Origin of the sequence: Shewanella olleyana, assembly GCF_023283825.1 — a bacterium.
In the GTDB taxonomy this organism is placed as follows: Bacteria; Pseudomonadota; Gammaproteobacteria; order Enterobacterales; family Shewanellaceae; genus Shewanella; species Shewanella olleyana.
On record NZ_JAKILD010000009.1, the window covers coordinates 131,402 to 156,421 of the forward strand.

24 protein-coding genes are annotated in these 25,020 nt (G+C 41.5%); 9 read left to right on the plus strand and 15 right to left on the minus strand.

Annotated features, from left to right (window positions below; translation table 11 throughout):
* Nucleotides 1–45: 45 nt before the first annotated feature.
* The 3 genes from ubiD (at nt 46) to L2735_RS08560 (ending at nt 3,025) form a co-directional block, all read left to right on the plus strand.
* Nucleotides 46–1,527, plus strand: coding sequence for a 4-hydroxy-3-polyprenylbenzoate decarboxylase (ubiD, locus tag L2735_RS08550; protein ID WP_248984289.1), 1,482 nt, complete (start codon nt 46–48; stop codon nt 1,525–1,527).
* An 87-nt stretch (nt 1,528–1,614) separates the two neighbouring features.
* Nucleotides 1,615–2,313: an NAD(P)H-flavin reductase gene (gene fre, locus L2735_RS08555; RefSeq protein ID WP_248984290.1), complete on the plus strand. Its 699-nt coding sequence runs from the start codon at nt 1,615–1,617 to the stop codon at nt 2,311–2,313.
* 133 nt (nt 2,314–2,446) lie between these two features.
* Complete coding sequence (locus tag L2735_RS08560) at nt 2,447–3,025, plus strand: nucleoside triphosphate pyrophosphohydrolase family protein (protein ID WP_248984291.1); 579 nt, start codon at nt 2,447–2,449, stop codon at nt 3,023–3,025.
* 98 nt (nt 3,026–3,123) lie between these two features.
* Here the strand turns inward: L2735_RS08560 and L2735_RS08565 are convergent, their stop codons facing one another.
* From L2735_RS08565 to L2735_RS08600, 8 genes are all read right to left on the minus strand, one after another.
* On the minus strand, nt 3,124–4,374 hold the full coding sequence (locus L2735_RS08565; RefSeq protein ID WP_248984292.1) for a YeeE/YedE family protein: 1,251 nt from the start codon (nt 4,372–4,374) through the stop codon (nt 3,124–3,126).
* A 254-nt stretch (nt 4,375–4,628) separates the two neighbouring features.
* Entirely contained in the window at nt 4,629–5,648 is a 1,020-nt protein-coding gene (locus tag L2735_RS08570; RefSeq protein WP_248984293.1) for a hypothetical protein, read from the minus strand.
* 31 nt (nt 5,649–5,679) lie between these two features.
* On the minus strand, nt 5,680–6,567 hold the full coding sequence (locus tag L2735_RS08575) for an alpha/beta hydrolase (RefSeq protein ID WP_248984294.1): 888 nt from the start codon (nt 6,565–6,567) through the stop codon (nt 5,680–5,682).
* Between the two features lie 92 nt (nt 6,568–6,659).
* Nucleotides 6,660–7,541, minus strand: a complete 882-nt coding sequence (ubiA, locus tag L2735_RS08580) for a 4-hydroxybenzoate octaprenyltransferase (RefSeq protein WP_248984295.1) — start codon at nt 7,539–7,541, stop codon at nt 6,660–6,662.
* A 203-nt stretch (nt 7,542–7,744) separates the two neighbouring features.
* Entirely contained in the window at nt 7,745–9,913 is a 2,169-nt protein-coding gene (gene uvrD, locus L2735_RS08585; RefSeq protein ID WP_248984296.1) for a DNA helicase II, read from the minus strand.
* A gap of 199 nt (nt 9,914–10,112) precedes the next feature.
* On the minus strand, nt 10,113–10,472 hold the full coding sequence (locus L2735_RS08590) for a RidA family protein (protein WP_248984297.1): 360 nt from the start codon (nt 10,470–10,472) through the stop codon (nt 10,113–10,115).
* Between the two features lie 246 nt (nt 10,473–10,718).
* The gene (locus L2735_RS08595; protein ID WP_248984298.1) at nt 10,719–11,336 is read right to left on the minus strand and encodes a hypothetical protein; all 618 of its coding nucleotides are present in this window, start codon (nt 11,334–11,336) and stop codon (nt 10,719–10,721) included.
* Between the two features lie 96 nt (nt 11,337–11,432).
* Nucleotides 11,433–13,652, minus strand: a complete 2,220-nt coding sequence (locus tag L2735_RS08600) for an LruC domain-containing protein (RefSeq protein ID WP_248984299.1) — start codon at nt 13,650–13,652, stop codon at nt 11,433–11,435.
* A 1,178-nt stretch (nt 13,653–14,830) separates the two neighbouring features.
* Here L2735_RS08600 and L2735_RS08605 point away from each other — a divergent pair.
* Entirely contained in the window at nt 14,831–15,469 is a 639-nt protein-coding gene (locus L2735_RS08605; RefSeq protein WP_248984300.1) for a hypothetical protein, read from the plus strand.
* 92 nt (nt 15,470–15,561) lie between these two features.
* Here the strand turns inward: L2735_RS08605 and L2735_RS20095 are convergent, their stop codons facing one another.
* The 5 genes from L2735_RS20095 to udp form a co-directional block, all read right to left on the minus strand.
* Entirely contained in the window at nt 15,562–16,662 is a 1,101-nt protein-coding gene (locus L2735_RS20095) for a glycosyltransferase (RefSeq protein ID WP_248984301.1), read from the minus strand.
* Nucleotides 16,663–16,862: 200 nt separating this feature from the next.
* The gene (locus L2735_RS08615) at nt 16,863–17,801 is read right to left on the minus strand and encodes an SPFH domain-containing protein (protein ID WP_248984302.1); all 939 of its coding nucleotides are present in this window, start codon (nt 17,799–17,801) and stop codon (nt 16,863–16,865) included.
* Nucleotides 17,801–18,736, minus strand: coding sequence for an SPFH domain-containing protein (locus L2735_RS08620; RefSeq protein ID WP_248984303.1), 936 nt, complete (start codon nt 18,734–18,736; stop codon nt 17,801–17,803). The genes L2735_RS08615 and L2735_RS08620 overlap by 1 nt, the downstream gene beginning before the upstream one ends.
* A gap of 202 nt (nt 18,737–18,938) precedes the next feature.
* The gene (locus L2735_RS08625; RefSeq protein ID WP_248984304.1) at nt 18,939–19,409 is read right to left on the minus strand and encodes an NfeD family protein; all 471 of its coding nucleotides are present in this window, start codon (nt 19,407–19,409) and stop codon (nt 18,939–18,941) included.
* Between the two features lie 302 nt (nt 19,410–19,711).
* Complete coding sequence (gene udp / locus L2735_RS08630) at nt 19,712–20,470, minus strand: uridine phosphorylase (RefSeq protein ID WP_248984305.1); 759 nt, start codon at nt 20,468–20,470, stop codon at nt 19,712–19,714.
* Nucleotides 20,471–20,775: 305 nt separating this feature from the next.
* On the opposite strand from udp, the gene L2735_RS08635 reads away from it, so the two are divergent.
* Nucleotides 20,776–20,985, plus strand: coding sequence for an HP1242/YdcH family protein (locus tag L2735_RS08635; protein WP_248984306.1), 210 nt, complete (start codon nt 20,776–20,778; stop codon nt 20,983–20,985).
* 103 nt (nt 20,986–21,088) lie between these two features.
* On the opposite strand, the gene L2735_RS08640 is transcribed toward L2735_RS08635, so the two are convergent.
* Nucleotides 21,089–21,553 (minus strand): hypothetical protein, encoded by a 465-nt coding sequence (locus tag L2735_RS08640; RefSeq protein WP_248984307.1) that lies wholly within the window; start codon nt 21,551–21,553, stop codon nt 21,089–21,091.
* A 280-nt stretch (nt 21,554–21,833) separates the two neighbouring features.
* Here L2735_RS08640 and L2735_RS08645 point away from each other — a divergent pair, with 280 nt between their 5' ends.
* The 3 genes from L2735_RS08645 (at nt 21,834) to L2735_RS08655 (ending at nt 23,645) form a co-directional block, all read left to right on the plus strand.
* Nucleotides 21,834–22,673 (plus strand): mechanosensitive ion channel family protein, encoded by an 840-nt coding sequence (locus L2735_RS08645; protein WP_248984308.1) that lies wholly within the window; start codon nt 21,834–21,836, stop codon nt 22,671–22,673.
* A gap of 361 nt (nt 22,674–23,034) precedes the next feature.
* Entirely contained in the window at nt 23,035–23,454 is a 420-nt protein-coding gene (locus L2735_RS08650; RefSeq protein ID WP_248984309.1) for a hypothetical protein, read from the plus strand.
* Nucleotides 23,451–23,645: a helix-turn-helix transcriptional regulator gene (locus L2735_RS08655; RefSeq protein WP_248984310.1), complete on the plus strand. Its 195-nt coding sequence runs from the start codon at nt 23,451–23,453 to the stop codon at nt 23,643–23,645. Before L2735_RS08650 ends, L2735_RS08655 begins: the two co-directional genes overlap by 4 nt.
* A gap of 17 nt (nt 23,646–23,662) precedes the next feature.
* On the opposite strand, the gene L2735_RS08660 is transcribed toward L2735_RS08655, so the two are convergent.
* Nucleotides 23,663–24,118 (minus strand): GNAT family N-acetyltransferase, encoded by a 456-nt coding sequence (locus tag L2735_RS08660; RefSeq protein ID WP_248984311.1) that lies wholly within the window; start codon nt 24,116–24,118, stop codon nt 23,663–23,665.
* Between the two features lie 135 nt (nt 24,119–24,253).
* Between L2735_RS08660 and L2735_RS08665 the strand changes: the two genes are divergently transcribed.
* Complete coding sequence (locus L2735_RS08665; protein ID WP_248984312.1) at nt 24,254–24,967, plus strand: DUF3313 family protein; 714 nt, start codon at nt 24,254–24,256, stop codon at nt 24,965–24,967.
* The last annotated feature ends 53 nt before the right edge of the window (nt 24,968–25,020 follow it).

Genomic DNA, 25,020 nt, shown 5'->3' on the forward strand with positions numbered 1-25,020 from the left:
CTATAGTGCGCCTCAAAGAGCTTTCAATAAACGAGTGAATAAGCCATGAGTTTTAAGGATTTACGTAGCTTCATCGATCACCTAGAAACCAACGGTGAACTGAAACGTATTAGTTATCCTGTTGATCCCAATTTGGAAATGACAGAGATTGCCGATCGTGTATTACGTTCAGGCGGTCCAGCCCTACTTTTCGAAAACCCAACAGACAACAGTATGCCTGTGTTAGTCAACCTATTTGGCACCCCAAAACGAGTTGCCATGGCACTAGGTAAAGAAGACCCATTGGCGCTACGTGAAGTCGGTGAATTACTTGCTTTCCTTAAAGAGCCTGAGCCTCCAAGCGGCTTTAAAGATGCTATTGCGAAAATCCCTAAATTCAAGCAAGCCTTGAATATGCCACCTAAAACCGTGCGTAACCCTCCATGTCAGGAAGTAGTTATTACCGGTGATGATGTTGATTTAACCAAATTACCAGTGCAGCATTGCTGGCCTGGCGATATAGCACCATTAGTGACTTGGGGACTCACCATCACTAAAGGTCCTCGCCAAAAACGCCAAAACTTAGGTATTTACCGTCAGCAATTACTGGGTAAAAACAAGCTGATTATGCGCTGGCTTGACCATCGCGGCGGCGCATTAGATTTTAAAGATTTTAAAGAAAAGCACCCCGGTGAACGCTACCCCGTTGTTGTGGCACTGGGCGCTGATCCTGTCACCATTTTAGGCGCAGTTACCCCTGTACCAGACTCAATGAGTGAATATGCATTTGCGGGTTTACTTCGTGGCGAGCGAACTGAAGTCTGTAAAGCCTTAAGTTGTGACTTAGAAGTACCCGCCACCAGCGAAATCATTTTAGAGGGTTATATTGACCCAGAAGAAATGGCTGAAGAAGGGCCTTATGGTGATCACACTGGTTACTATAATGAAACCGACAAATTCCCAGTCTTTACCGTCACCCATATGACCCAACGTAAAGATGCCATTTATCACAGCACCTACACAGGCCGTCCACCTGACGAGCCAGCTATGTTGGGTGTTGCACTTAATGAAGTCTTCGTACCCATTTTACGTAAGCAGTACCCTGAGATCATCGACTTCTACTTGCCGCCAGAAGGCTGTTCGTACCGTATGGCAGTGATTTCAATTCGTAAGCAATATGCAGGTCATGCTAAACGAGTAATGATGGGCGCATGGTCGTTCTTACGCCAGTTTATGTATACCAAGTTTATTATCATTGTTGACGAGGATGTAAATTGCCGCGACTGGCAAGATGTCATTTGGGCTATCACTACCCGTATGGATCCAACCCGTGACACAGTAATGGTAGATAACACCCCTATCGATTACCTTGATTTCGCCTCTCCTATTGCTGGTTTAGGCTCAAAAATGGGTTTAGATGCCACTAACAAATGGCCAGGAGAAACCGACAGAGAATGGGGAACGCCAATTGTGATGGACCCCAAAGTGAAAGAAAAGATTGATCATATTTGGGAAGAATTAGGTATTGACGATGCTCCAACGCTATAATGGTGATCTATATCACACTAGCTCAACCTAGAGCCTACATATAAAAAGAAAATAACCCTTCTTAGAAAGGGCCACAAAGGACGTTAGATGAACACCATTCGCTGTAAAGTTGAAAAAGTCACCGCGTTTAATGACGCAGTTTTTCAGGTATTTCTTAAACCTGAAGCGGCTTTTGAGTTCCAAGCTGGGCAATACTTATCAATCGTGATGGGAGAAAAAGACAAACGTCCTTTCTCGATCGCATCGGCTCCTAATGCAGAAATCATTGAGCTTCATATTGGCGCTGCAGTTTCAGAAAGTTATCCTATGCAAGTGGTAGAGCGCTTAACAAGCAATGAATACATTGAGATTGAAGCGCCTGCTGGTAATGCTTTTTTACGCACAGAAAGCCAACGTCCTCGTATTATGGTTGCTGGCGGAACAGGTTTCTCTTATATCAAAAGTATTATTGAGCAACAAATTGCCCTTGGACAAACAGTACCAACTCAATTCTATTGGGGCTGTCGTACTGAAGATGCCATGTACTATCAAGAAATTGCTCGTCAATGGCATGCTGAGAACAACTGGTTAGAGTTTGTGCCTGTTGTCGAAGACGCACCAGCTAACTGGAATGGCAAACAAGCCAATTTGCTTGAGCAAATTAAGCAAGACTATGTCAGTTTAGTCGGCTACGACATCTACATCGCAGGCCGTTTTGATATGGTCGGCGCAGCCCGTGAAGTGTTCCGTGAAATGGGCGTCGATGAAGCTCATTTATATGGTGATGCCTTCGCATTTATCAAATAATATATTCAGACTATTTAATTTAATGTTTTAAACGACGATGCAGACATTAGTTTGCATCGTCGCTTTCCTTGTAGAATCATATCCAATTCATTACCATAATCGTCTATTTCTTACTTTCTAGGCTTATTGAACAATGAAGTTATCTGTTTTAGACCAACCTACTTTTGACCACTTATATGGTGATATTAAAGAATTTCGTAGCACCTTTGATTTGCCTATCGAAAATGCTGCAAGCTTAGATGACAAAGCAGATACCCTACACACTTCATTGATTATTGAAGAGCTCACAGAGCTTGCAGAAGCAGACTGCCGGGTTGAACAAGCTGATGCCATTGTTGATTCTGTTTATGTGCTTATGGGTCGTTTAGTGCACCTTGGTGCAGCTAAGATGAGCGACCGTTTGGAAATCAGTTACCTGGTTGATTTATTACTCTGTGTTGCTAAAAATCGTGAGATTAACTTCATTGAATGCTGGGATGAAGTTCACTCAAGCAACATGAGTAAAGTGTGCCGCAACGAACAAGAACTTAACGAAACTATTGCTCATTACGCTAAACAAGGCGTTGAAATTGTCGGTAGCACCAAAGGTGAATTCATTATCGCCAAATGCGCTAAAGACGTGGAAATGGCAGGTAAAGTGGTTCGCCAAGGTAAAGTGTTAAAGTCGGTGTATTACCGCCCTGCTGATTTAGCTAAATTAGTGACCAACTAATTCCTCTGATACAGGTCAGCATGATTTAAACGTCATGCCAGTAAATTAGCCTCAAAAAATGCGCTCATAGGAGCGCATTTTTTGTTTTCTGTGATGGGTTATTTGATTGCCCATTTTTGAAAACGATTGCCAATAATCCCGCCTACAATCAGCACGACTAAATACACCCAACCCGATAATGAAAAGTTAGCGATTGGGGTAAATAAAGCGCCCACATTACACCCGTTGGCAAAGCGAGTTCCAAAGCCCATCAACAGCCCGCCCAAGGCAAATAAAGCAAACTGTTTATAAGAATGATTTAAACGTAATGAAAATCGGAACTTACCCATAAACAATACCGCAATTAACGCACCTAAAAATATCGCCATATTCTGCACTGATATTTCATGGTCAAAAAATGCCGTAGTAAACATGCCTTCAGGGCGATCACTCAATGCTGTAATGGTTTCTAGTTCTACTCCAAAAAACATCAGTCCCTTGGCAAACCAAATACCGAATGGCGTTGAAGCGCCCCAGCCTGAACCAGTGCTAGCCATCATGATGCCGAATATAATGGCAATCACTAACGCAGTGGTGCGCATTTGCCATAAGCTGGCGAACCATGCTTGATATGTTTCAACACTCCACAATTTAAAGGGTTTGTCTTCTTGCTGAGCCAATTGTTGACGGGCAAGCTCGCCATCGACACCTAAATACGATCCATTCTGGCGGCGGTGGCTCTCATACTTTTTCGCAAGCACCACGACAATCAATGCCAATAAACAGGTCATCACCATCGCCATGAAATAACCATTCAAAGGCGTATTAGCGAATAAATCAGGTAAGAATACTCCCTTACCATCAAAGCTTTGAGAAGAAACCCAAGTCTCAGTTATCCACTCCTGCCCGCTTTGTAATGGAAAGCCAAAAAATACCCCTGCGCCAAAAAACACTAGCGTGGTCGCTGCCCGCGGAATATCACTGACAAATTCAACCATCATGCCTGTAGCGCAGCAGCTTGATAAACTCATCCCAGCACCAAACATCACCCCGCCTAGCAACAAGCCCAAGTTGATTGGATTAACCCACAGATCAAACTGGCTATATCCGGTATTCATCAATAAACCTGCATTGATAAAGGCCGTAATAACAAACATAAACATCAAGGTTTGTAATAGTTGCGTTGAGCCACGTCGATAAGCACGATTAATACTCCCCGCAAAACCAATAGAGCCTTTCGCAAGGGCAAAACCTAAACTTAATCCTAGTAGTAACCGAAGAAACAACCCATCAGAACTAAGTAAAGTGCTCCCAGCAACGAGAGTCAGCATGAGTACGATGAGGCCATACAGAGCTTGCTTGTTATTCATAATTGTAACATTTACCAATATTTACGAAACAATATGATTACAAAGCTATTGATTTAAATAGCTTTTAATCGTTTTGAAATTTCGGTAATTGTGGTGAATCATCATATTGATGTCTATGGAAACCCGCCAGATTGATATACCCCTTTGGACTAACTCATGCCTGAAACAAAAAATGCCACTCAATGAGTGGCATAAAAAGTAAATAGAACAGTAAATAGAACAGTAAATAGAATTAACGGCGGGCTTTATCACCTTTACGAGTTAGCGTCTGCCGTATTTGATTGAGCAGACTCAATGGCTTGTTGCAGTTTATGTGGCTCATCCACCACCAGTAATAGCTGCTCAATAGGTTCAGGCAGTTGCCCCATGGCGCCAAAATAACGCTGAGTTCGGTTAAAGTCGACCGATACATTGGCTGTATCACCACGGCCAACAAACAAAATTTCTTCATCCTTGGTTTTTATCGTTTCAGTGATTGTCAGAGCTTTAATGTCAGCGATATCAACCATCAACAATCCCCAAATACTATTGTTAATCACCAGTTTGTCATCATGTAAATACAATGAGTAATGGCGAGATAATCGGTAATTAGCAATGAAAGTTAAAAAGCCATAACCCACAATCGCCGAAACTAAAATCGCCGCTATTTCACTCCAGTCCACTAACAATAAATACGCGATCGTCGAGCCAATAAAACATAAGCCAATCATTAACCACATAAACCACGCTTTGGCGCTAAGCAACTTAATATTGGTTATCGCTTTGGGGTGATTAGCACTGAACTTAGGAATACTGTAAAACCAATTAGCCGCTTCCCCCGCCATTATCATGCCCACCATTTGGCTTTTCTCATCATCACTAATATTTAGCGCTTTTATTCTTGGGTCGCCTTTGAGCTTTCTTGCTTGCCATAAACCTTTAATCACACTAAATAATAAGTAAATCTCAAACAGTAAAATAACCGCAAGAATGGGGTAGCGTAGCCACATGACAAACTCAAAATAACTGGCAATGTCTTCAGGAAAGCTCAAACGTGCCATCAAGGCACTTAAGCTGAGTATCATCAATATTTTCCATGGTTTTTGCTTACCTATATTGATGATTGCAATCCAATAAAGTATCGGTAAAACCAGGAAATAAAGCACAGAAATGCCACTCACCACCGTCATTTCATAAGTGCTATTAAGCTGCTCAGGCAACACCTGAAAACCGATGACATAACTGATAATGGTTAGGACTAAAAAGCCTAAACGAAATTTCATAGAACGTTTCACAATACACTCCTTGTAACGCTAAACGGTAAGATTAGTGCAAAGCCAACCTATTTTGCTGAGGCAAAAACCAACTTAAGCCCTGAATTGCAGCCGTTGGAAATGCCATGCTGTGATCCGCCTCGGCAATGACCTGTAATTTGACATTAATCCCTTGGATCGCCGACAGCCTATTTTTTTGCTCTAAGATGGCTTTAAATTCCTTCGCATCATTCACCATATCATGACCGAAATCAGTCAACTCAGCCGTTTCGTACTCGCCAATGGCAATAAACACCTTGGCATTGATGCTTTTGAGCATAAAGTCACTGGCACGAAACTGCTTCATCAGTTGTTTGTCGTTAAACCACAATGAAGGACTACTCAGTAGGTAATTGCTAAACAGCTCTGGCTGGGTCAGCAAGCTATAGGCGCCAAATAGCCCACCTAATGAATGACCTACTAAGGTGTTTTGGCTTGGTATAGTACGGTAGGTTTTGTTGATGTGAGGCATCAACTTATTCGCGATAAAGCGTAAATGACGGTCGGCTTCACCGGTTTTTCTCTTCCAGCTTTCATCTGAGCTTGGGGTGTAATCTCGAATGCGACTGGCGGCAGGACTCATGCCCTCTTGCCAATCAATCCCCACTAAAATCGCTTGCTGCATATTGCGCATATTCATTGGCAGGCGAGTAACACCTGAAACCACTTGAAAGTTGTACATGGCATCAGTCATATAGACCACAGGGTAATGCTGCGCGGGATCGTTTTCTTGATAGCTATTAGGCAGCTTAATAAACACCTTATAACTTCGGTCTGAATCTTCTAACGTTATGGAGCTTGAATTAGGAATGGAAAAGGCATCATTTGCCTTTGCTGGCGTCGGTAAGGTTGATAAACATAACCCCATTACCACCACAACCAGCAATAAAAAAGTGTGCATCAGCTATCCTTGTTGATGTTGTTTTAGCCCTAATGCTGAGTCTTTGATTGACCCAGCTATTATTCAGGCTATTGTACCGTTTTCACACTAAATTAGTAGAGCAGCATATAATCAGCTGCTAATGCAACAAACAAGGCAAACCCTGCCCAGTTATTATTTAAAAATGCTTTGAAACAAGGCGCACGTTCGCGGCCATAAATTAGATATTGCTGATAACTACTAAACGCAATAAATGTCGCGATACCAATGCCAAACAATAAGCCTCGATCCGCGGACCAGCCAGCCATGATAAAACAACCTAAAGCCGCTAATTGAAACAAACCAATCCATTGGCGATCGTAGTCGCCAAATAATATCGCCGTCGATTTGATACCAATTTTTAAATCATCATCTCTATCGACCATGGCGTACATAGTGTCGTAAGCCACCGTCCAGCACCAGTTTGCAGCAAAAAGCCACCACGCCTCAATAGGCACTGTCCCTAATTGGGCTGCATAAGCCATAGGAATTGACCAACTCCAAACAATGCCTAAAAACATTTGCGGCATGTTGGTCACGCGTTTCATAAACGGGTACATGATAGTGAGAATGATCCCCACCACAGAGAGTTTAACCACCAGCGGGTTCAAAAATAGCACCAAGCTAAACGCAATAAGCGCCATCACCACAAACAGCATTAACGCTTCTTTACTGCTCACTTCACCTGAAGCTAGCGGTCTGTGTTTGGTGCGCTCAACGTGCGCATCTAACTTTCGGTCTGCAAAGTCGTTAATCACACAGCCACAAGCACGCATGATAAACACACCAAAGACAAAGATAACCAGTACCTTTACATCAGGCATGCCGCCCGCTGCTAGTACCAATGCCATTAGGCAAGGCCACATTAACAATAAGGTGCCAATGGGTCTGTCTAATCGTGTTAAGCGTTGGTAAATCGAAATCTTTTGTTTTAGCGTCCATGAGGATACTGCCATGGCTAACTCACTCCCGCAATTGAAGCTGAATCACTTCTTATTCGTCATATCGTGATGACGCTATTTATATGTGTTGGCCAAAATAATAATCTAACACGCTGAAAAGTTTATTAAACAATAACAAGCCAAAAGTAGCGATGCCAATGGCGATAGCTTGATCGATATCAAAGCTTATATCGATTTAAATAAACTCGTTTTAACGTTTAACAGGCCTCTAATTTCGCCAGTGATACTAATAACCACTTACTGCCGAAATCAGTAAAGTTAACCTGAACTCGAGCTTTATCTGCCGTGCCTTCAAAGTCAGTCACTATGCCTTGACCAAATTTAAAGTGCTTCACTTTTTGGCCGACTTTAAAGCCACTGTCATTAGCAATGGATTGGCGTGGTACGTTAAAACGGCTACTCATGGCTGGTGCTGATACCGACGCTTTCATGCGAATTTCTTCAACATATTCCGATGGGATTTCACCGATAAAACGCGAAGGACTGGCATAGTCTTCACGGCCATAAATACGGCGCGACTCTGCGTAACTGATATACAGTTTTTGCATTGCGCGGGTCATGCCCACATAACATAAGCGGCGCTCTTCATCTAAGCGATCGCCTTCATCCAATGCCATTTTACTTGGGAAGATACCTTCTTCGACACCCGCCATAAATACCACTGGGAACTCAAGCCCTTTGGCTGAGTGCAATGTCATTAACTGCACTGCATCGGTAAATTTATCCGCTTGGCCTTCGCCCGCCTCAAGTGCTGCATGGGATAAAAAGGCATTTAACTCGCCCATATCTTCTAGCTCTTCTGGCATCTCGAAACTGCGTGCAGCAATGACCAATTCGTTTAAGTTTTCTACCCGTGACTGGGCTTTTTCGCCTTTTTCAGCTTCGTACATAGCCCGCAGACCTGAACGCTGGATCACGGTATCGGTCATGCTATATAAGCTCATGTCATCAGTGTCGGTGCGCATACCAATCACTAAATCCATAAAGCCATTGACGGCATTTGCCGCACGTCCCGTTAATACTTTTTCTTCTATCAGTCTGACGCTGGCTTGCCACATGGTCATTTCTTGCTGACGCGCTGTGGAGCGAATAATCTCTAAGGTACGGTTACCAATACCACGGGTTGGCGTGTTGACTACACGCTCAAAGGCTGCATCATCATCTTTGTTATTGATAAGACGCATATAGCCCATGGCATCTTTAATTTCTTGGCGCTCGAAGAAGCGTAAACCGCCATAAATTCGATACGCTAACCCTTTATGCAACAAGGCTTCTTCCAGTACACGAGACTGGGCATTGGAGCGATATAAAATGGCGCAATCCGCTAAGTTGCCACCTTTGGCATGCCACTCAGCCATTTTGCCAACAATAAAGCGCGCTTCATCCATTTCGTTAAAGGCGCAGTACACTGAAATTGGCTCGCCCGCCTTATCTTCAGTCCACAGTTTTTTACCTAAACGTTCGGGGTTATTGGCAATTAATTCATTTGAGGCATTCAAAATATTCGCCGTAGAGCGATAATTTTGTTCTAGCCTAACGGTATTAGAACCTGGGAAATCAGTTAAAAAACGATGTAAGTTTTCAACTTGCGCGCCGCGCCAGCCATAAATTGACTGATCGTCATCACCCACAATCATCACATTGGCTGATTTACCCGCTAGCACTCGGATCCACGCATATTGAATGGCGTTGGTATCTTGGAATTCGTCCACCAAAATGTGCTTAAAGCGTTCTTGATAATGGGCTAATACGTGAGGTTTATTGAGCCACAATTCGTGTGCGCGCAATAAAATTTCTGCAAAATCCACCAAGCCTGCGCGATCGCACGACTCTTGGTAAATTTTGTAGATGTTTAATAGGTTTTGCTCAATAGGAAAGTTGCCCGCATCGATATGCTTAGGGCGTAATCCTTGGTCTTTTTTGCCGTTAATGTAACCTTGGCACTGACGCGGAGGATATTGCTTTTCATCTAAATTGAGGCTTTTAAGAATTCGTTTTAGTAAACGCAATTGATCGTCTGAATCGATGATCTGAAAACTTTGCGGTAAATTCGCATCTTGATAATGGGTGCGTAATAAGCGATGAGCTAAACCATGGAAAGTACCAATCCACATACGACCCATGTTAGTGCCAACCACCTTTTCCACACGTTCGCGCATTTCTGCCGCCGCTTTATTGGTAAAGGTTACCGCTAGAATGGAGTATGGACTTTGTTGTTCAACCTGCATTAGCCAAGCAATACGATGGGTTAATACCCGAGTTTTACCACTGCCTGCGCCAGCCAAAACCAGCATACTCGACAGAGGCGCACCCACTGCTTCGCGTTGCATTTCGTTTAAGCCATCTAATAATGATGATACGTCCATTGGTCCTCCCAAAAATCAAGCGGGCAGTATATCAGTTCAATGGCGTGTGAGCCTAGGGTAGAGAGAGGCTAAATCTAAGAAGTATGAATAAGAGATAAGGCTGAGCGATTGTTATCAAATAACCTGTAATCGCTCTTCAACACTCAAGTCATCGGCATCAATGACTTAAGTGTATTGGCGCAAGTTGTATATTGAGGTTTTATGATGGCGTTATCTCAGCAGCAATCACTGAAATTTCAACTAATAATGCATCTCGTGCCATTTTTGCGGCAACGCAAGCACGCGCTGGGGCATATCCTTCAATTACCCATGCATCCCAAACCGCATTCATTTCTGCAAAGTAAGACATGTCTTTAACATAGATTGTGGCTGATAACATATGCTTTTTATCACTACCCGCTTGCAGTAATAACGCTTCAACTTTGTCCAACATGGTTTGGGTTTGTTCGGTGATGTCTTTAGTGGCATCTTGGCAAACTTGGCCACATAAATAGATCGTGCCGTTATGTTTTACAATGCGGCTCATGCGGGTTTTAGTTTCCATGCGTTCGATAGTCATGCTAACTCTCTTAACAGTGAATATTATAATTAATTTACACGATTATCCGTCAGAACAATCGACATTTACAACTAAGAATAACGCCATGTATACAAATAGGGTCTTTGGCGCTCAAGCCTCATGACCAAATAACAACAAATGAAAAAATCCCCTGTGCATCATCTTAATGTGCTGCTCAGGGGATGTTAACGCGTTCAACGGTTTCCTAGAATGAGTACGTCGATTCATGGATAAACTAACTTTGGCTTAGTTAATCGTTAACGTTTGCTCTTCAGCTTCCATGTCGTAAAACCACATTTGATATAACGGATTCGAACCATCGTAAAACCATACAACTGCCACTAAGTTTTGCTGATGGTTAGCCACCAATAAGTCCTCAACTAAGCTACCTTCATTAAGCGCACCACGTAATAAACATGATTCAAAGTTCACCGTAATTTGTGCGCCATTTTGCTCATATTGATCGCAAAGTGAAAAGTATCCACGCTGGGTTGAATCAAGGCCAACACTAATGGCTAGATTAAATGCCGCTTGTAAGTCAAAGTCAGCATCCACCACTAAGTCATCAATTGACGTAGGCGCTGGAGCGGGTTCTTCTGGTGTTTCAGGATCCATTGGTGTCTCTGGAGTCGTCGGCGTTGCTGGTGTTGTTGGTGTTGTAGTAGTCGTTGGCGTTGTTGCTACTGGAGTCGCTGCCGCTGGTGCTGGCGAGCTGTCATCTCCGCCGCCTCCACCACAAGCTGTTAGCTGAGTCAGCATTAGTGCCAATGCGATACTACCGAGTTTCATGCCTTTAAAGCCCATGCTGTTTTCAAGTGTGACTTGTTCGTTATCTTGAGTCTTACCAGTAATTAATGTGTTCATAATATTTACCTTTTAAATTCCGTTTTACTTAAATTCATTGTGTTTGCTATCGATTCATTTTTGTCTGTATCAAAGTACTAGTTGTTGTAATTAGCATTAGTCTTTGAAAATTAATGAATCAGCAGCGGTTAGGTACCAATAAGGTTTCGTTTCACCTGTTGCATCCGCAGCAAATTCAATAAACTCAATATAGGCATTATCAACACGTTGATTTTCAGCTGGATGCTGCCATGAATCTGGTACTTCTATTGCCCAGCTCATTCCGTTTTCATCTTGGAAGTATTGACCTTGTGATGCGGCCAAAGCATCGTCATGCATCCCTAAAAAGCGCGTATCAAACAAATCAGTTGGCGCTTTATTTTTCAAATGGATTTCAAGTTTACGACCTGGATTTTTACCATCGGTAATATTTTTAGCGGCTAAACCATGATCGGTATCGGGTGTCGCAAAAATGAATGGGTCATATGGGAATTCAGGCATGTCATCAACATGAACTGAATCAATGAAAGGCACTGTCATCTGCCATGTTGCGCGGTATTGAGTACCACAACCAGGCTCCGTTCTGAAATACAGACAACCATTACCAGGCGTGGCGTGTTGCCATAAATCTTCACTAAACACGAGTACCGCATTAGTTTGATTTTCTTCTAATGGAGACGTGGTTTGTTTAACACCTTGCATGCTCCAATCAATCGCAGACTCTTGCACATTACCGCGGCCAATTTCAGGTAACTGCACTGCAAAGCCATTGTGATAAGCAGCGCCCATTGCAACCAACTGAGCATCAAATGCCACGCGGCGTACCATGTCATTTTTACTGAACTGGCTGATACGTAACTGCATCACCACATCGTTCATATCAAAATCACCTTGGTTTGGATATAAATCCTCGTAAGCCAACGTAGTGTATTCAGATGAAGATGGGTAGTAGCTAATCGTCACTCCCGTTTCAGTTACGGTTAGCGGGTAATCTTCCACCTCACCATCACTCACACCACCGTTTGGTAGCAAGTCAGCAACTGAACTTAGGCGGAAACGAGACCATGTTTTACCGGTTTTAGCCCAGTTAGGTACATCAATAGATATTGTGGTTACACCTGCACTAACAGAGCGACCCGCAATCACTTTTTCATCAGTGTCGAACTCGCCATTTTGATTCCAGTCGACCCAACCATTTAAGAATGCAGCGTCACCTTGAGTCGTCACAATTAACATTGCTGATTCACCGACTTCGAAGCCTGTAGGCATACTGATACCGTCATCATCATCGATACCATCACTTGCATCATCAGACAGCGGCGCTGGATATCCATCAGACTCATTGTCGACAAGGATACCTAATGACATACCCGCAATGATGCCGTGACGAGCACCATTTGAATCAATTAATGTTCCGTAACTATCTGGCGCATCACCAAAATCGACACTGTCACCTACAGGCACTTCAGCAAGTGCACAACGCGCACCATCATTAGAAGTTGAAGAAGGACCATAAGAGAAAAGTTCAGCTTCTGGGTCATCACTCTCAACGTTAACTTTGTAGACGTTACCATCACCGTTATTACTTAAATATAAATTACCATCTGGATCAAAGAACTGCGCCCCAAAGGTAAAGCTACCATTGGCTTTAGTAATCACGGTTCCGATGGTTTCTGATGCACCGCTACTTGGATCAATTTTGATTAATGAGCCTGTACTACCGTTGGTGACTGCGTATAAAAAACCATTGGTTGGATGGAAAGCAAAATCAGTCACATTGTAAGTGGCATTATTTTTACTACCCGGCACAATGCTCATTGGATGGTCATTACCATCAAGAGGAACGGTAAATAACCCTTTACCTTTACGGTAGCCGTACCAGACGTTTTCGTTAATGGCGACGTCACCCACATAAAAATTCCCCGCCGATGCAGCAGCGGTATCTTTATTAATCGTCATAGGTTCAACTTGATAGTCTTCACCGACCTTACCCACAGTGCCGTGCTCATAATCCCAACCGTAGAGGTAGTTATCAAGATAACTAAAACCTACACCGTTGAGTGATTTTTTAAGCCCCATATCAGGTGATAAAACCGTGTAGCTACCAGTACCGAGTTCGACACCAAATGTTTTGGGTATACCAGAGGGAGTTTGAACAATAAAGGCTTCGGTAGGACACGCTTCAAAGGCTTCAGCGGCATTGGTATTAGCGCTAAATAACGCCATGCTAGTACCAATAGCAATACTACTAAAACCAAGAATATTGATAATCTGGGAATTCAGTGGATTAACAGCTACTGTTTTCGTTGGTGATGTTCTTGCTTTGAATTTTTGCATATTGGCATCTCGCTATTCGTTATCAGGATGTGACTTGATAATGCACAGTGAATGCCAAGTTTCATTTACCTTTAAATACAGCAACTTAATAGATTTAATGAATTATTTATTTGTTTAAAATGCATTCTGCAACGCATTCTGAATTTGGGAAGATGGGTGTTTATAGTTCCAAACTTGGTTTGGATTAAGGTCTACGTTGTGGCGCTTCGTCGACATCGGATTGCAGCAGCCCTGTTATTTTCCAAACTTCGTTTGGATTAAGGTCAACGTCGTGGTGCTTCGCCCACACCAGACGAAAGGGAAACAACAGCATTTCCCTTTTCGATATCCCTTGCCGCTCCGACGAAGTGTTTTTCCTCATGCTATAGAGCGAATTTACTACCGCCTCAGACTCGCCATCCATGGCTCAACTGAGGCTATGTCGGCGTCCTGCCTCCATCACGAAAATTAGCTCAACGCATTCGGACACTTCCAACGGAGATTATTGAACCTGCAAGTTCATTTGTTGTTACAGTGCTCATTCTGTAAAGATTTAAAACTGATTTTGATTTTCTATGAATGCTCCAATTAAATTGAGGTAAGCAAATAAATCGCGTGAGTCCAGACAGGGATGTCTGGCTAGCTTTCGAGGGGAAGGGACGCCCCATCGGAAGCGTTAGTGATTTTTGCAGCTTACAGAGGAAGACTTCAAAAGAAGGATAACGCTGGATGATTCTCCGTTGGAAATTTTGCTGTTTAAATTTCGCCGGAGCTGCGGGGTGTTCTAAGAGGGAGTCGCAGTTCACTCCCTTTTAGTCTGGTGTGGGCGAAGCGCCACGACTTTGAGCTAATCCATACGGAGTTTGCAAATAAATGATGAGATGACGATCATACTCAAAAGTGCATTTTAAAAATATTACCTAGCTCATTTCTACACCTCTAATTATCATAAAGGCGAGAATCTAGTAGATTATCTCCCTGCAAGAATATTGCAGTTTATACAATAATGGAGGTTCTTTGTTTAACTCTGGCGGCTAAAATTAGATTGAATATTTTTATGTTGTAACTCATTGTTGAGGCAATGTTTTACTGCTAATCTTGATTCATTAAAGTATTAGCAACTTGTTCTTATTTAAGAGCATTTCCATTTCAAAATTCAGCATAATATACTGCTAGAAGTAAAGGAGACATCGAGTTAAATGGAATTTAAAACAGCAAAATATGGATTGTGGGGTGCTGTCATAGCTGCTGCAATAACAGGGGCCGTTGCTCTGTATATCCATTTCGATGAAAGAGAAATCAAAGTGGACAAAGAAAATGCTGTTGAAACCAAACAAGGAAGAAATTTAACCTCTATCAGCATAAAAAGTGTTTCACTACCACCAGTCAATACAGTATTGGAGTCGTCATTCTATGCAGAGTTCAAAAATGAATCTCACAATGAAGTAAGAGACGCGAAAGCTACAATTAACTTTGGTAGAAATGCGATAAGCAGCTGCGAAACCCAACCAAGTAATGTTTTCTCAAAAGAAACCAATCACGAAAGCAGCATTATCACATTTGATATTAAAAGGTTACACCAAATGGAAAGCATCCATTTATATTGTCTCTTGGCCAACCCAACATTCAAAAATATATCTGTCATCGGCGGCAACACAAATAGTAGTTCAACATTGAGCTACCAAGCTTATGTTGAGAAAAAAGTTGATGACAATCAATCTGCCTTCATCACCTTGTTTAAGATTGTTGGTAGCCTTATTGGTGTCGTTTTCCTCATCTATTTTGCAATAATATTATTTAAAATACTTAACAGTTTTTTTTCAAAGAGGTTGGAGTAATTTACTTCTAACATGTCAATAAGAGGAAATTTAAAATAAATGGATGAGGATAAACTTTCCAACAACACAACTTTATGGTCACTTTACCTTACTTATCCCCCCAACAACTGCTCAAACAAGCTTTTCCATGCTTGTTGTAGTTCAAGCCATTGTTGCTGTTTCCAGTGATTGATATAGCCAATATTCGAGTCTGTGTTTGATGAAGCCACTTGAGATAAGAATTGATCGATGGCATCTGCAATGCTTTCAACTGATATAGGCGCAGAAATTGGGGTTATCGCTGATTGATTACCATCAATAAGGTGATGTTCTGAGTGTTGGTTAACTTGATCCCCTAAGCCGTCCACTTGGCTTGAAATAATCGGTTTATTCATTGCCAGTGATTCGATAAATATCAACCCGAAGGGTTCCCACCTTGAAGGGATAATCACCGCATCGCATGCTTGTAAAAAGCTCGGTACATCATCAACTTTATCGACAATTTCAACAGTGGCCGAGCCTATATTCGAATGCTCTGCTGCTAACGCCGTTAGCTCGGCAGCTTGCGGACCTTCTCCTGCTAATATTAATCGACAAGGGTGCTTTACCAACTGCCTTGCCTTGATTAATAAGTCAAAGCCCTTTTGGCGATGAAAGCGGCCGTAAGCTGCAATAACAGGAACATCACTAGCAGTTTTTTGTAGTGGTTGATTATTGCTGGCCGTGAACGCTGTTAAATCTCGTCCTTGTCCTAATAGCGCAATTTTTTCAGGTGTGGCTAGCTTATTATCCAGCATCCATTTTTGTTGTGATGGTGCAATGGCAATGATGTTATCCATCAACCAATAATTAAGTTTTAACATCCAATAAAAACGTGTGGGCGACTGTATTTGCTGAGCCACAAATTGCTCGCTGTAATGATGTTCTTGTAGGATAAATTTAGCTTTAGGATGACGTAATTTGAACCGTGCGATATTAACTAAATTCCGCCAGTTTGATGCGCCATGGAGGCAGATAATATCGGCAGTGGTGTTTAGTGTCACCGACTTGGAAAAGTCCACGTACTGAATGTCGAAGTTAAAGTCGTTTTGCAACTGAGAGCCACACAAGCTTTGCAGCGCAAAATTAACGCCGCCCATGTTTGGGTCGTCAACACAATGCAATACTTGTGGCAGCGACAGGCACTGGTTTTGAGAAAAGGATTTAGGCTCCACTTAGCTCCTTGATATACACATTCATATCACTGATAAATTGAAACTAAAGATTCAGTTGTGAGAGTAAAAATTGATTCACTAAGATAAACATAACTTTATCTTTATCAACTGGCAAAGTTTGCATGAGTAAATAGCCAATAAAAAAGGCTAGCAATCATGCTAGCCTTCATTCAGTTTTAATTTACCAAGTGTTAATGGGACTATTTCTTGAATTCGTCTTCAAGACCCATAGTGTTCATCCATTGATCAAAGTGGATTAAATTAGCCGGTAATACCACACGGTTATCGGCATCGCTTAATCCTTCAAGCTGTTTAAAGTACTGCTCACCTAATTGTAAGCGCAGCGCACTTTGACCACCGGGTTTTGATATCACAACCGCTAATTGTTCGATGGATTCAGCAGTCGCTTTGGCCAGCGTTAAAATCTCTTCCGCTTTACCTTCGGCTTCATTGATAATACGCTGCATTTCACCTTCTGAGCGGTTAATGGTTTCAGCCATAACACCTTCAGAGCGGTTAATTTTACTTTGTTTATCACCTTCACTTTGAGCCAGCAATGCACGGCGCTCACGTTCAGCATTTACCTGCATTTCCATAGCATTTTTAACCGTTTCAGGTGGAGTAATATTTTTGATTTCATAACGATGAACTCGAATTCCCCAAATCGCACCTGCTTCATCAAGTACTTCAACTACCTTGGCCGAAATAATATCGCGTTCTTCAAAGGTGCGGTCTAAGTCCAGCGTACCAATCACTGAACGTGTGGTGGTTTGCGCTAATTGAATCGCTGCATATCGATAGTCAGTAATCCCGTAACTTGCTTTAACAGGGTCAACGACTGAGATATAAATCACCCCATCAACTTCTACGTTAACTTCGTCACTTGAGAAACATTCTTGCGGCGGTACATCAATGGTTTCTTCTTTTAAGTCATGAATGTAGGCCACTTTATCAATGAATGGCACTAAGGCATGAAAACCAGCATCCAAGGTGTTGTGATACTTACCTAAGCGCTCAACAATGTAAGCTGATTTAGTCGGTACCAAACGAATCGATTGGAATAATTTCAGCAAAAATACTAAAAAGATTGCACCCCAAATAATCATCACGATGAAATCAGTATCAATTCCGTTTAACATTATCGTGCTCCTTTTGTGGCTGATGATGGTTTAGCAACTGCGTGAGTCACTTGCTCCATCCCTTCAAAAAAACCTTCAAGCTTGGCCATTTCAGCAGGCACAATCGACACTTGAGATTCAGAAAGGATATTACCCACTTGGCTAATAAACTGTTCTTTAAGCATCATGTTCATCGCATCATTACCGCCTTCATTAGCCAGCGCAGTACAAATCATATCCATGCCTTCTGATTTTGCTTTGGCAATGATAGTGATTTGCTGTCCAGAGCCTACTGCTTCATTAATCCGTTTTTGCTTTTGGCCTTCCGACAAGTTAATCGCTTCTTGGCGCTCACCTTGTGAGATGTTAATCATTGCGTCTTTTTCAGCGTTAGCTAAGGTAATTTCAGCACGCTTACGACGCTCAGCTTCCATTTGTTTTTCAAGGGTATGAATAACATGAATTGAAGGCGTGATGTTTTTGATCTCATAACGCAATACTTTGATCCCCCAAGGATCTGAAGCTTTATCAATTTCGCGAACAATGGATTCATTCAAGCTGTCACGTTCAGAAAAGGTTTGCGATAAGGTTAACTTACCGATTTCAGAACGCATGGTAGTTTGCGCAAGGTTGACTGCTGCGCGGCGATAATTCTCGATACCATAGCTGGCTAACTTGCCATCCATGACTTTTAAGTACACTAAACCGTCCACTTCCAACTGAGTGTTATCTTTTGAGATACAGCTTTGAGGTGGCACATCTAATACTTCTTCGCGGGTATCATGGCGATAAGCAACGCGATCAACGAATGGAACAAGAAAATGAAACCCAGGTTTTAATACGATTCTAAATTTGCCTAATCGCTCAATCACATTGACCTCGCGCATTGGAACAATCAACATCAGTTTATATAAAATAAACCCGACAAATAGCAAAGCTATGGTTAGTTCAAACATACTTCCCCTTCCTTATGAAAATAATCTTGCACATCATTAGCGACTTAAATCTTTAGTAATGATGTCGTTAATTTTGATTTGATAACACTCATTGAACACGCAAACTCAATCACGCTTTATTGGATAACCTTTCACTGTGTTACTAGCATTGGTAGCGCTATTGGCATTAATAGCGCTAAAACGTTAATAACGAATTAAAGGCCTAACTCGGTGCTTCGGTTTCTACATAAGGCTCAACAATAAGGGCAATGTTCTCGCGGCAAATAATCCGCACTTTGCTCCCAGATTTAATCTCAGTGCCATCGCCTAACGCAGGCCACTCGGTACCAGAGAATGTGACTCGGCCTTCATGCTCACCAGGGCCAATATCCGCTTTTACCGTGACAACTTGATTATATAAATCCATTTCTTCATCGGTATTATCAACATGCGCATCGCCACCAATCATTCTTTGGGTGATATGACGAAAACTCAGTAACAATACAATTGAAGTGATAAACCATAAGGTGAAACTTTGCGTCGCTCCATCAACAATGCCAGCAAATAATGCAGCAGCAACAATAACGCATGCAGCGCCTAGTAGGATAACGATACCGCCGGGAACAATAATTTCCGCGATCATTAAGACAAGACCAACAATTAACCAAATGCTGGTTGGATTTGAAAACTCCATATACCCCCCTGTAAAAACGTTATCATTAAATCCTTTAAGCTATTAAACTCAGGTGCGTTTCCTATTGGTGGAAACCTGTTTATGTACCCGAATTTAGATAGACTTGATAACAATTGGAATGCCATTTAACTAACGACATAATATGTCAACAATACAGTAAAACGATGAAATTGCAATCACATTAGCCTTTAAGAAATGTTCGTTTACATTAAACTTATTTCATTTGGGGTTAGAAAAAGACAACAAAAAAGGCGCCTAAGCGCCTTTAATTACAATAAGTTAAGCTATTTAATCAATAAGAATTAAGCTAATAACTTACGAGCCGCATCAACCACAATGGTAATTGCGCTGACTTCGGTTTTCTTCATCATTGCTTCATCAGGGATCTCTTGCTGAGTACGATTCACAATCACACCAGCAACACACGCTGCTCGCCAACCTTGTGATGCACACATGGTGAATAAGGTCGCTGATTCCATTTCGTAGTTCAATACGCCCATTGATTGCCACTCTTTCATAGAGCCAACAAAACGGCTAGTCACTCGGCCCGATACAGTATCGTAACGTTCTTGACCTGGGTAGAAAGTATCTGAAGAAGCAGTAATACCCACATGAGGCTCTAAACCGTAGTCACGACAAGCTGCTACCATTGCTGTAGTACAGTTAAAGTCTGCAGCTGCTGGGAACTCAAGTGGAGCAAAATGTAAACTTGCGCCATCTAAACGCACTGATGCTTGAGTCACAATCACATCACCTACGTTAACTTGTGGTTGAATCGCACCCGTTGTACCAACACGTAGGAAAGTCGTTACGCCTAACTGGGCTAACTCTTCTACTGCAATTGAAGTTGATGGACCACCAATACCCGTAGAACAAACCACTACCGCTTTGCCATCAATATAAGCAAGGTAACTGGTATATTCACGGTGACTTGCTAAAAACGTCGCATTGTCCATTAATTCAGCAATACGCTTAACTCGCTCTGGATCACCAGGCACGATTGCCGTGGTTGCGCCATCAAGCATTTGCTTGGTTAAACCTAAGTGAAATACGTCGGCCATGTTGAAAACCCCTTTCATTATTGAATATAAAATCCTAATTGTGTCGACTTTAACCCACTATTCGCTCTGTTAAGGTTAACTCGATCACATATATCTTGATATTTATAAAACGATTGCTGTGACAAATTTACAAATGTAATCGTTAATCGCTAATTTAGCGCACCATAAACCACCTAAAAAATAATAGCTAATTTTAGTTCATTCAGAGCAATTTTACCCAATCAAGCAATAGTTGATCTTTGTCACGTTACCTAGGCAAAAGAGGGAGTATTTTTAAGTTAACAGTAACGAAAAGGAGTTGTTTTATGTTTCCAGAGTACCGCGATTTAATCAGTAAATTAAAAACATCAAATACACATTTTTCAAAGATTTTTGATGAGCATAATCAGTTAGATGAACAAATTAAGCACCACGAAAAACACTACAATAGTGACACGACTCCTGAACTTAAAATAATGAAATCAAAGAAACTACATTTAAAAGAAGAAATTTATACCATGCTGAAAAAGCAATAGGACATAAATGAAAGATTTATTGATTATTGGAATGTAAAAACAAAAAAGGACGCATAGGCGTCCTTTAGTTTAAGGCTAGATTAAGCCGCCTTAAGAAGTTGAATTACTTCTTGCTGATGGCTTCAACAATAGCATCACTTGAATCAAAATTCTCAATGCTGACTACGGTAAATTTATCTAGCACAATAACCGTTGCCATATCTTCTTCTGCAGGCCAAGAAGCTGTCACTTCACCTTCACGATCAAGACCCATAGGAAAAGGTAAATCTTTCATTTTTGGGATAGCAACAAAACGAGCAATTAACGAAGGCATACCGCTGATATCAGCAATATAAGCCAAGTTATCAGGTTTTTTTTCTGCTGGAATTGCCTCTAAGGCTTCTTGGATGAATTCGCCACCTTTCATGCCACGGCTAAAAAGGACAACCTGAGTTTGCTCATTCACAACCAATGGTTGTTCAAATTGATCTTCTAGAGTGACAGGTTCAATTTTATCATTCACAGCAAACACATTGGCTTGTGCCGTCGTCATAAAAAATAAACTTACTACAAATAATATGGCTTTCATGTTGTTATTCCTGATGTAGGGTTTAAAGCTTTATTGAAAAAGTCTTTAAATAGAGGGTGCAATGCACTATACCTCAATGAATTTTACTACCTATTAAGTAGCATAAAAAACTTGAAGCACCTCACGTATTTACAGCTTTTAAATTAATTAAATAGTTTAAATGCAGATTATAAGTGTTCAATTAACTAAAAACGTTAAAAATCAGCCCGAGACAACACTTTATTACAACACTATAATCAGTCATTATCTGTTTGTTCATCCAACAAAAAAGACCATCAATATGAATGAGAATCCAGCAGGTTTAGATCAAGAATTAGCACAACTGCAAAATGTGTATGAATTACTGACAGAGTTTATTGTTCAGTACAGCTTCCAAATAGTTGGTGCTGTGATCATATTGCTCATTGGTATTTGGGTCGCCAACAAAATGTCCGATGTGGTAACCAATCAATTTGAAAAACATAATATTGATGTCACCTTAGGTAACTTTGTCTCTAACCTTGTCAGAATTACCATTATCGTCATGGTATCGATTATCTGCTTAGGTAAGCTTGGCATAAGTGTGACCCCAATGGTTGCAGCTATTGGTGCTGCGTCATTAGGTGCAGGTCTAGCCCTGCAAGGTATGCTGGCAAACTACGCCGCAGGCGTAACAATTATTGTGACTCGCCCCTTTGTCATCGGCAATACCATCGAAATTAAAGGTGTGTCTGGGGTCGTTCAAAAAATCCAATTAGGGCTTACGATTCTCACTAATGAAGAAGGCGAGTTAATCAATATCCCAAATAAACACATTGTTGGGGAAATTCTCCATAACTCACAACAATATAAGCTGGTAGAAACCAAGTTTAATATTGATTACCAAACCGATCCGCAATTAGTCACTAAACTGATTACTGATGCTTTACTGTCACAAGAAACGGTTAACCAGTCTCGTCCGCCGCAAGTGGGAATTAATGACTTTAACAGCATAGGAATGGAAATCGGGGTGCGCTACTGGGTGCCAACCAACAGTTATTATGACGATAAATACCAAAGTAATCTCGCCATCATAAACGCGTTAAGAACCGCTAGTATTACCATTCCTTGTCCGGTGCGAGAAATCCACTTACAACAATAAACACTCGCTATATATTCACTATATAACCGCGATAAACACTGACAAAATTTGCGTGAACGAGGCTCAAGCAACTCTGCTTGAGCCTTTTTATTTGTCGTTAAGCTCATTTGTCTCGCCTTTAGTGATCTTTTTAGCCGAATACACGTTAACAATTACGCCCTTCAACAGCTTTTAATATATTGTTTTTAAATAGTATTTAATCTAAACCATTGATAAGCACTCACCCTCTCCCGCCTTTTTAATGTCATCAAAACAAGACTAAAAGTAAAATAAACTTGACTTTAACTGTTCAAATACCACACTATAAAAGTCAAGTTTGATTGACATTATGACAAGTTAACTTAAATCTAAGGAGAGAGAGATGACCCACAATGAACCTGAAAAAAGCTGGAAAGCGAACAATTGCCGAGACACAAAGTCATTAGCAAAATGGACAACGGCATGGGTCGTGACCATGGCAATTGCGAACTTTGGCCCTAAATTTATCTGGCAGGAAAATGAGCTATTAACCTTACTCGCCATTGTCGTTAATCTTGCCGTCGGGGTTGGGATGATCCTTGCCAATAAGCGTCACCTTGCAGGCTTAGACGAGTTACAACAACGTATCCAACTCAATGCTATGGCAGGTAGTCTAGGTGTTGGCCTAATCGTAGGCTTAAGTTATTCCAACTTAGATGTCACAGGCCTAATTGGATTTGATGCAGAGATTTCTCATTTGGTGATAATAATGGCACTCACCTACATGGTTGGTATTTTATTAGGGAACAGGAAGTATCAATGAAGAATCGATTGAAAGTGCTACGGGCAGAACATGATTTAACTCAAGCCCAACTTGCCGAGCGATTAAATGTGTCTAGGCAAACCATTAATGCGATCGAAAAAGGTAAGTTTGATCCGAGTTTGCCGTTGGCGTTTAAAGCTGCAAGGTTATTTAAGCTAAGTATCGAAGATATCTTTCAGGATGAAGAATAGGTTGAATCGCACAAGGCTTATAAACGTAACATCATAAAAATACTGTTTGGATCTAAGTCGTAATCGGCGAATGGGCCACACTCAATAAAGCCATGTTCACTGTATAATTGTCGCGCTGGGGCAAAGAAGTCCATTGAGCCTGTTTCTAAGTTAATAGTTTGATAACCTTGTTTTTTGGCGAATGCGAGCATGTGACTTAGCAGTTCTTTTGCAACACCACGGCGGCGAAATTGATTCGCTACTCGCATCGATTTTATCTCAACATGTTTTGCTGAGTAGGCATTTATTGCGCCGCAACCTGCCAATAAGTCATTTTCCCAAATCGTCCAGAAAGTAATGTTGGGCTGCTTTAGTTTAGTCATGTCTAATGCGTGGACTGAATCGGCAGGAGATGTGGCATACATATCTTGTAAGTGCTCATTTAATAAAGCTGCAATTTCAGGCCCAGCTAAATCATCAATTCGAATATCCATATCAATCGTTCACCTAAAAACCGCACCTTAAGAAAAAACCACCTTAACCATACCTGTAGCGCTATCAGTGTATATTGACACTGCTCTGATACCTGCCATATTGAATAACATAATATAAATTAAGGGATTGATTATATGCTTAATACTCACACTATTACTACAACTCTAACCAGCTTACTATTACTGATGAGCACAGGCTGTAGCTCGGGAACAGCAACATTGCAGCAAGGGCCAGATGTTGAAATAACCAAAGATGGATTAGTCAAAGTCGATAATTCACAACTGGCCTTATCCTACGTCAGACCAGACGTTGATTGGGCTAAATACACCAAGCTTTATTTCGAAACTACCAAAGTGACCAATGATCATCCAGCGGATTATCACGCACCAAGAGTTGATCGAAAGTCAGATGGGCCAAACGCAACCTATGACCTTCCGCAAGCATCGCTTGATAAAATGGCAGTGCAGTTTTCACAAACCGTTGCAGATGTTTTCAACAGTGAGCAGCCTTTCGAGCTAGTGACAGAAAAAGGGCCAAACACCTTAATCATTGAAACCGCAGTCACTGATATTAGGTTAAGTGCGCCAGTTGAAACCTCTCGTAAAAGTTTCAACTCCATGGGCAAAACCTACACTCAAAACTCTGGTTCTATGGTGCTGCTAGCGGTACTTAAGGATGCACAAACTGGAGAGGTATTAGCTAAAGCTGCAGATCGCGCCGTCGGGTTTGATCAGTGGCGACAAAATACCAAAGTATTTAACTGGGGTGATGTTAAAACAGTTTATCGTCATTGGGTAAACGACTTTAAAAATGCGCTAATGAACGCTGCAGCAGCGCCGAAGGATTAACGCTAACCCTAACACTTTGCACTTTGCACTTTGCACTTTGCACTTTAATGAGT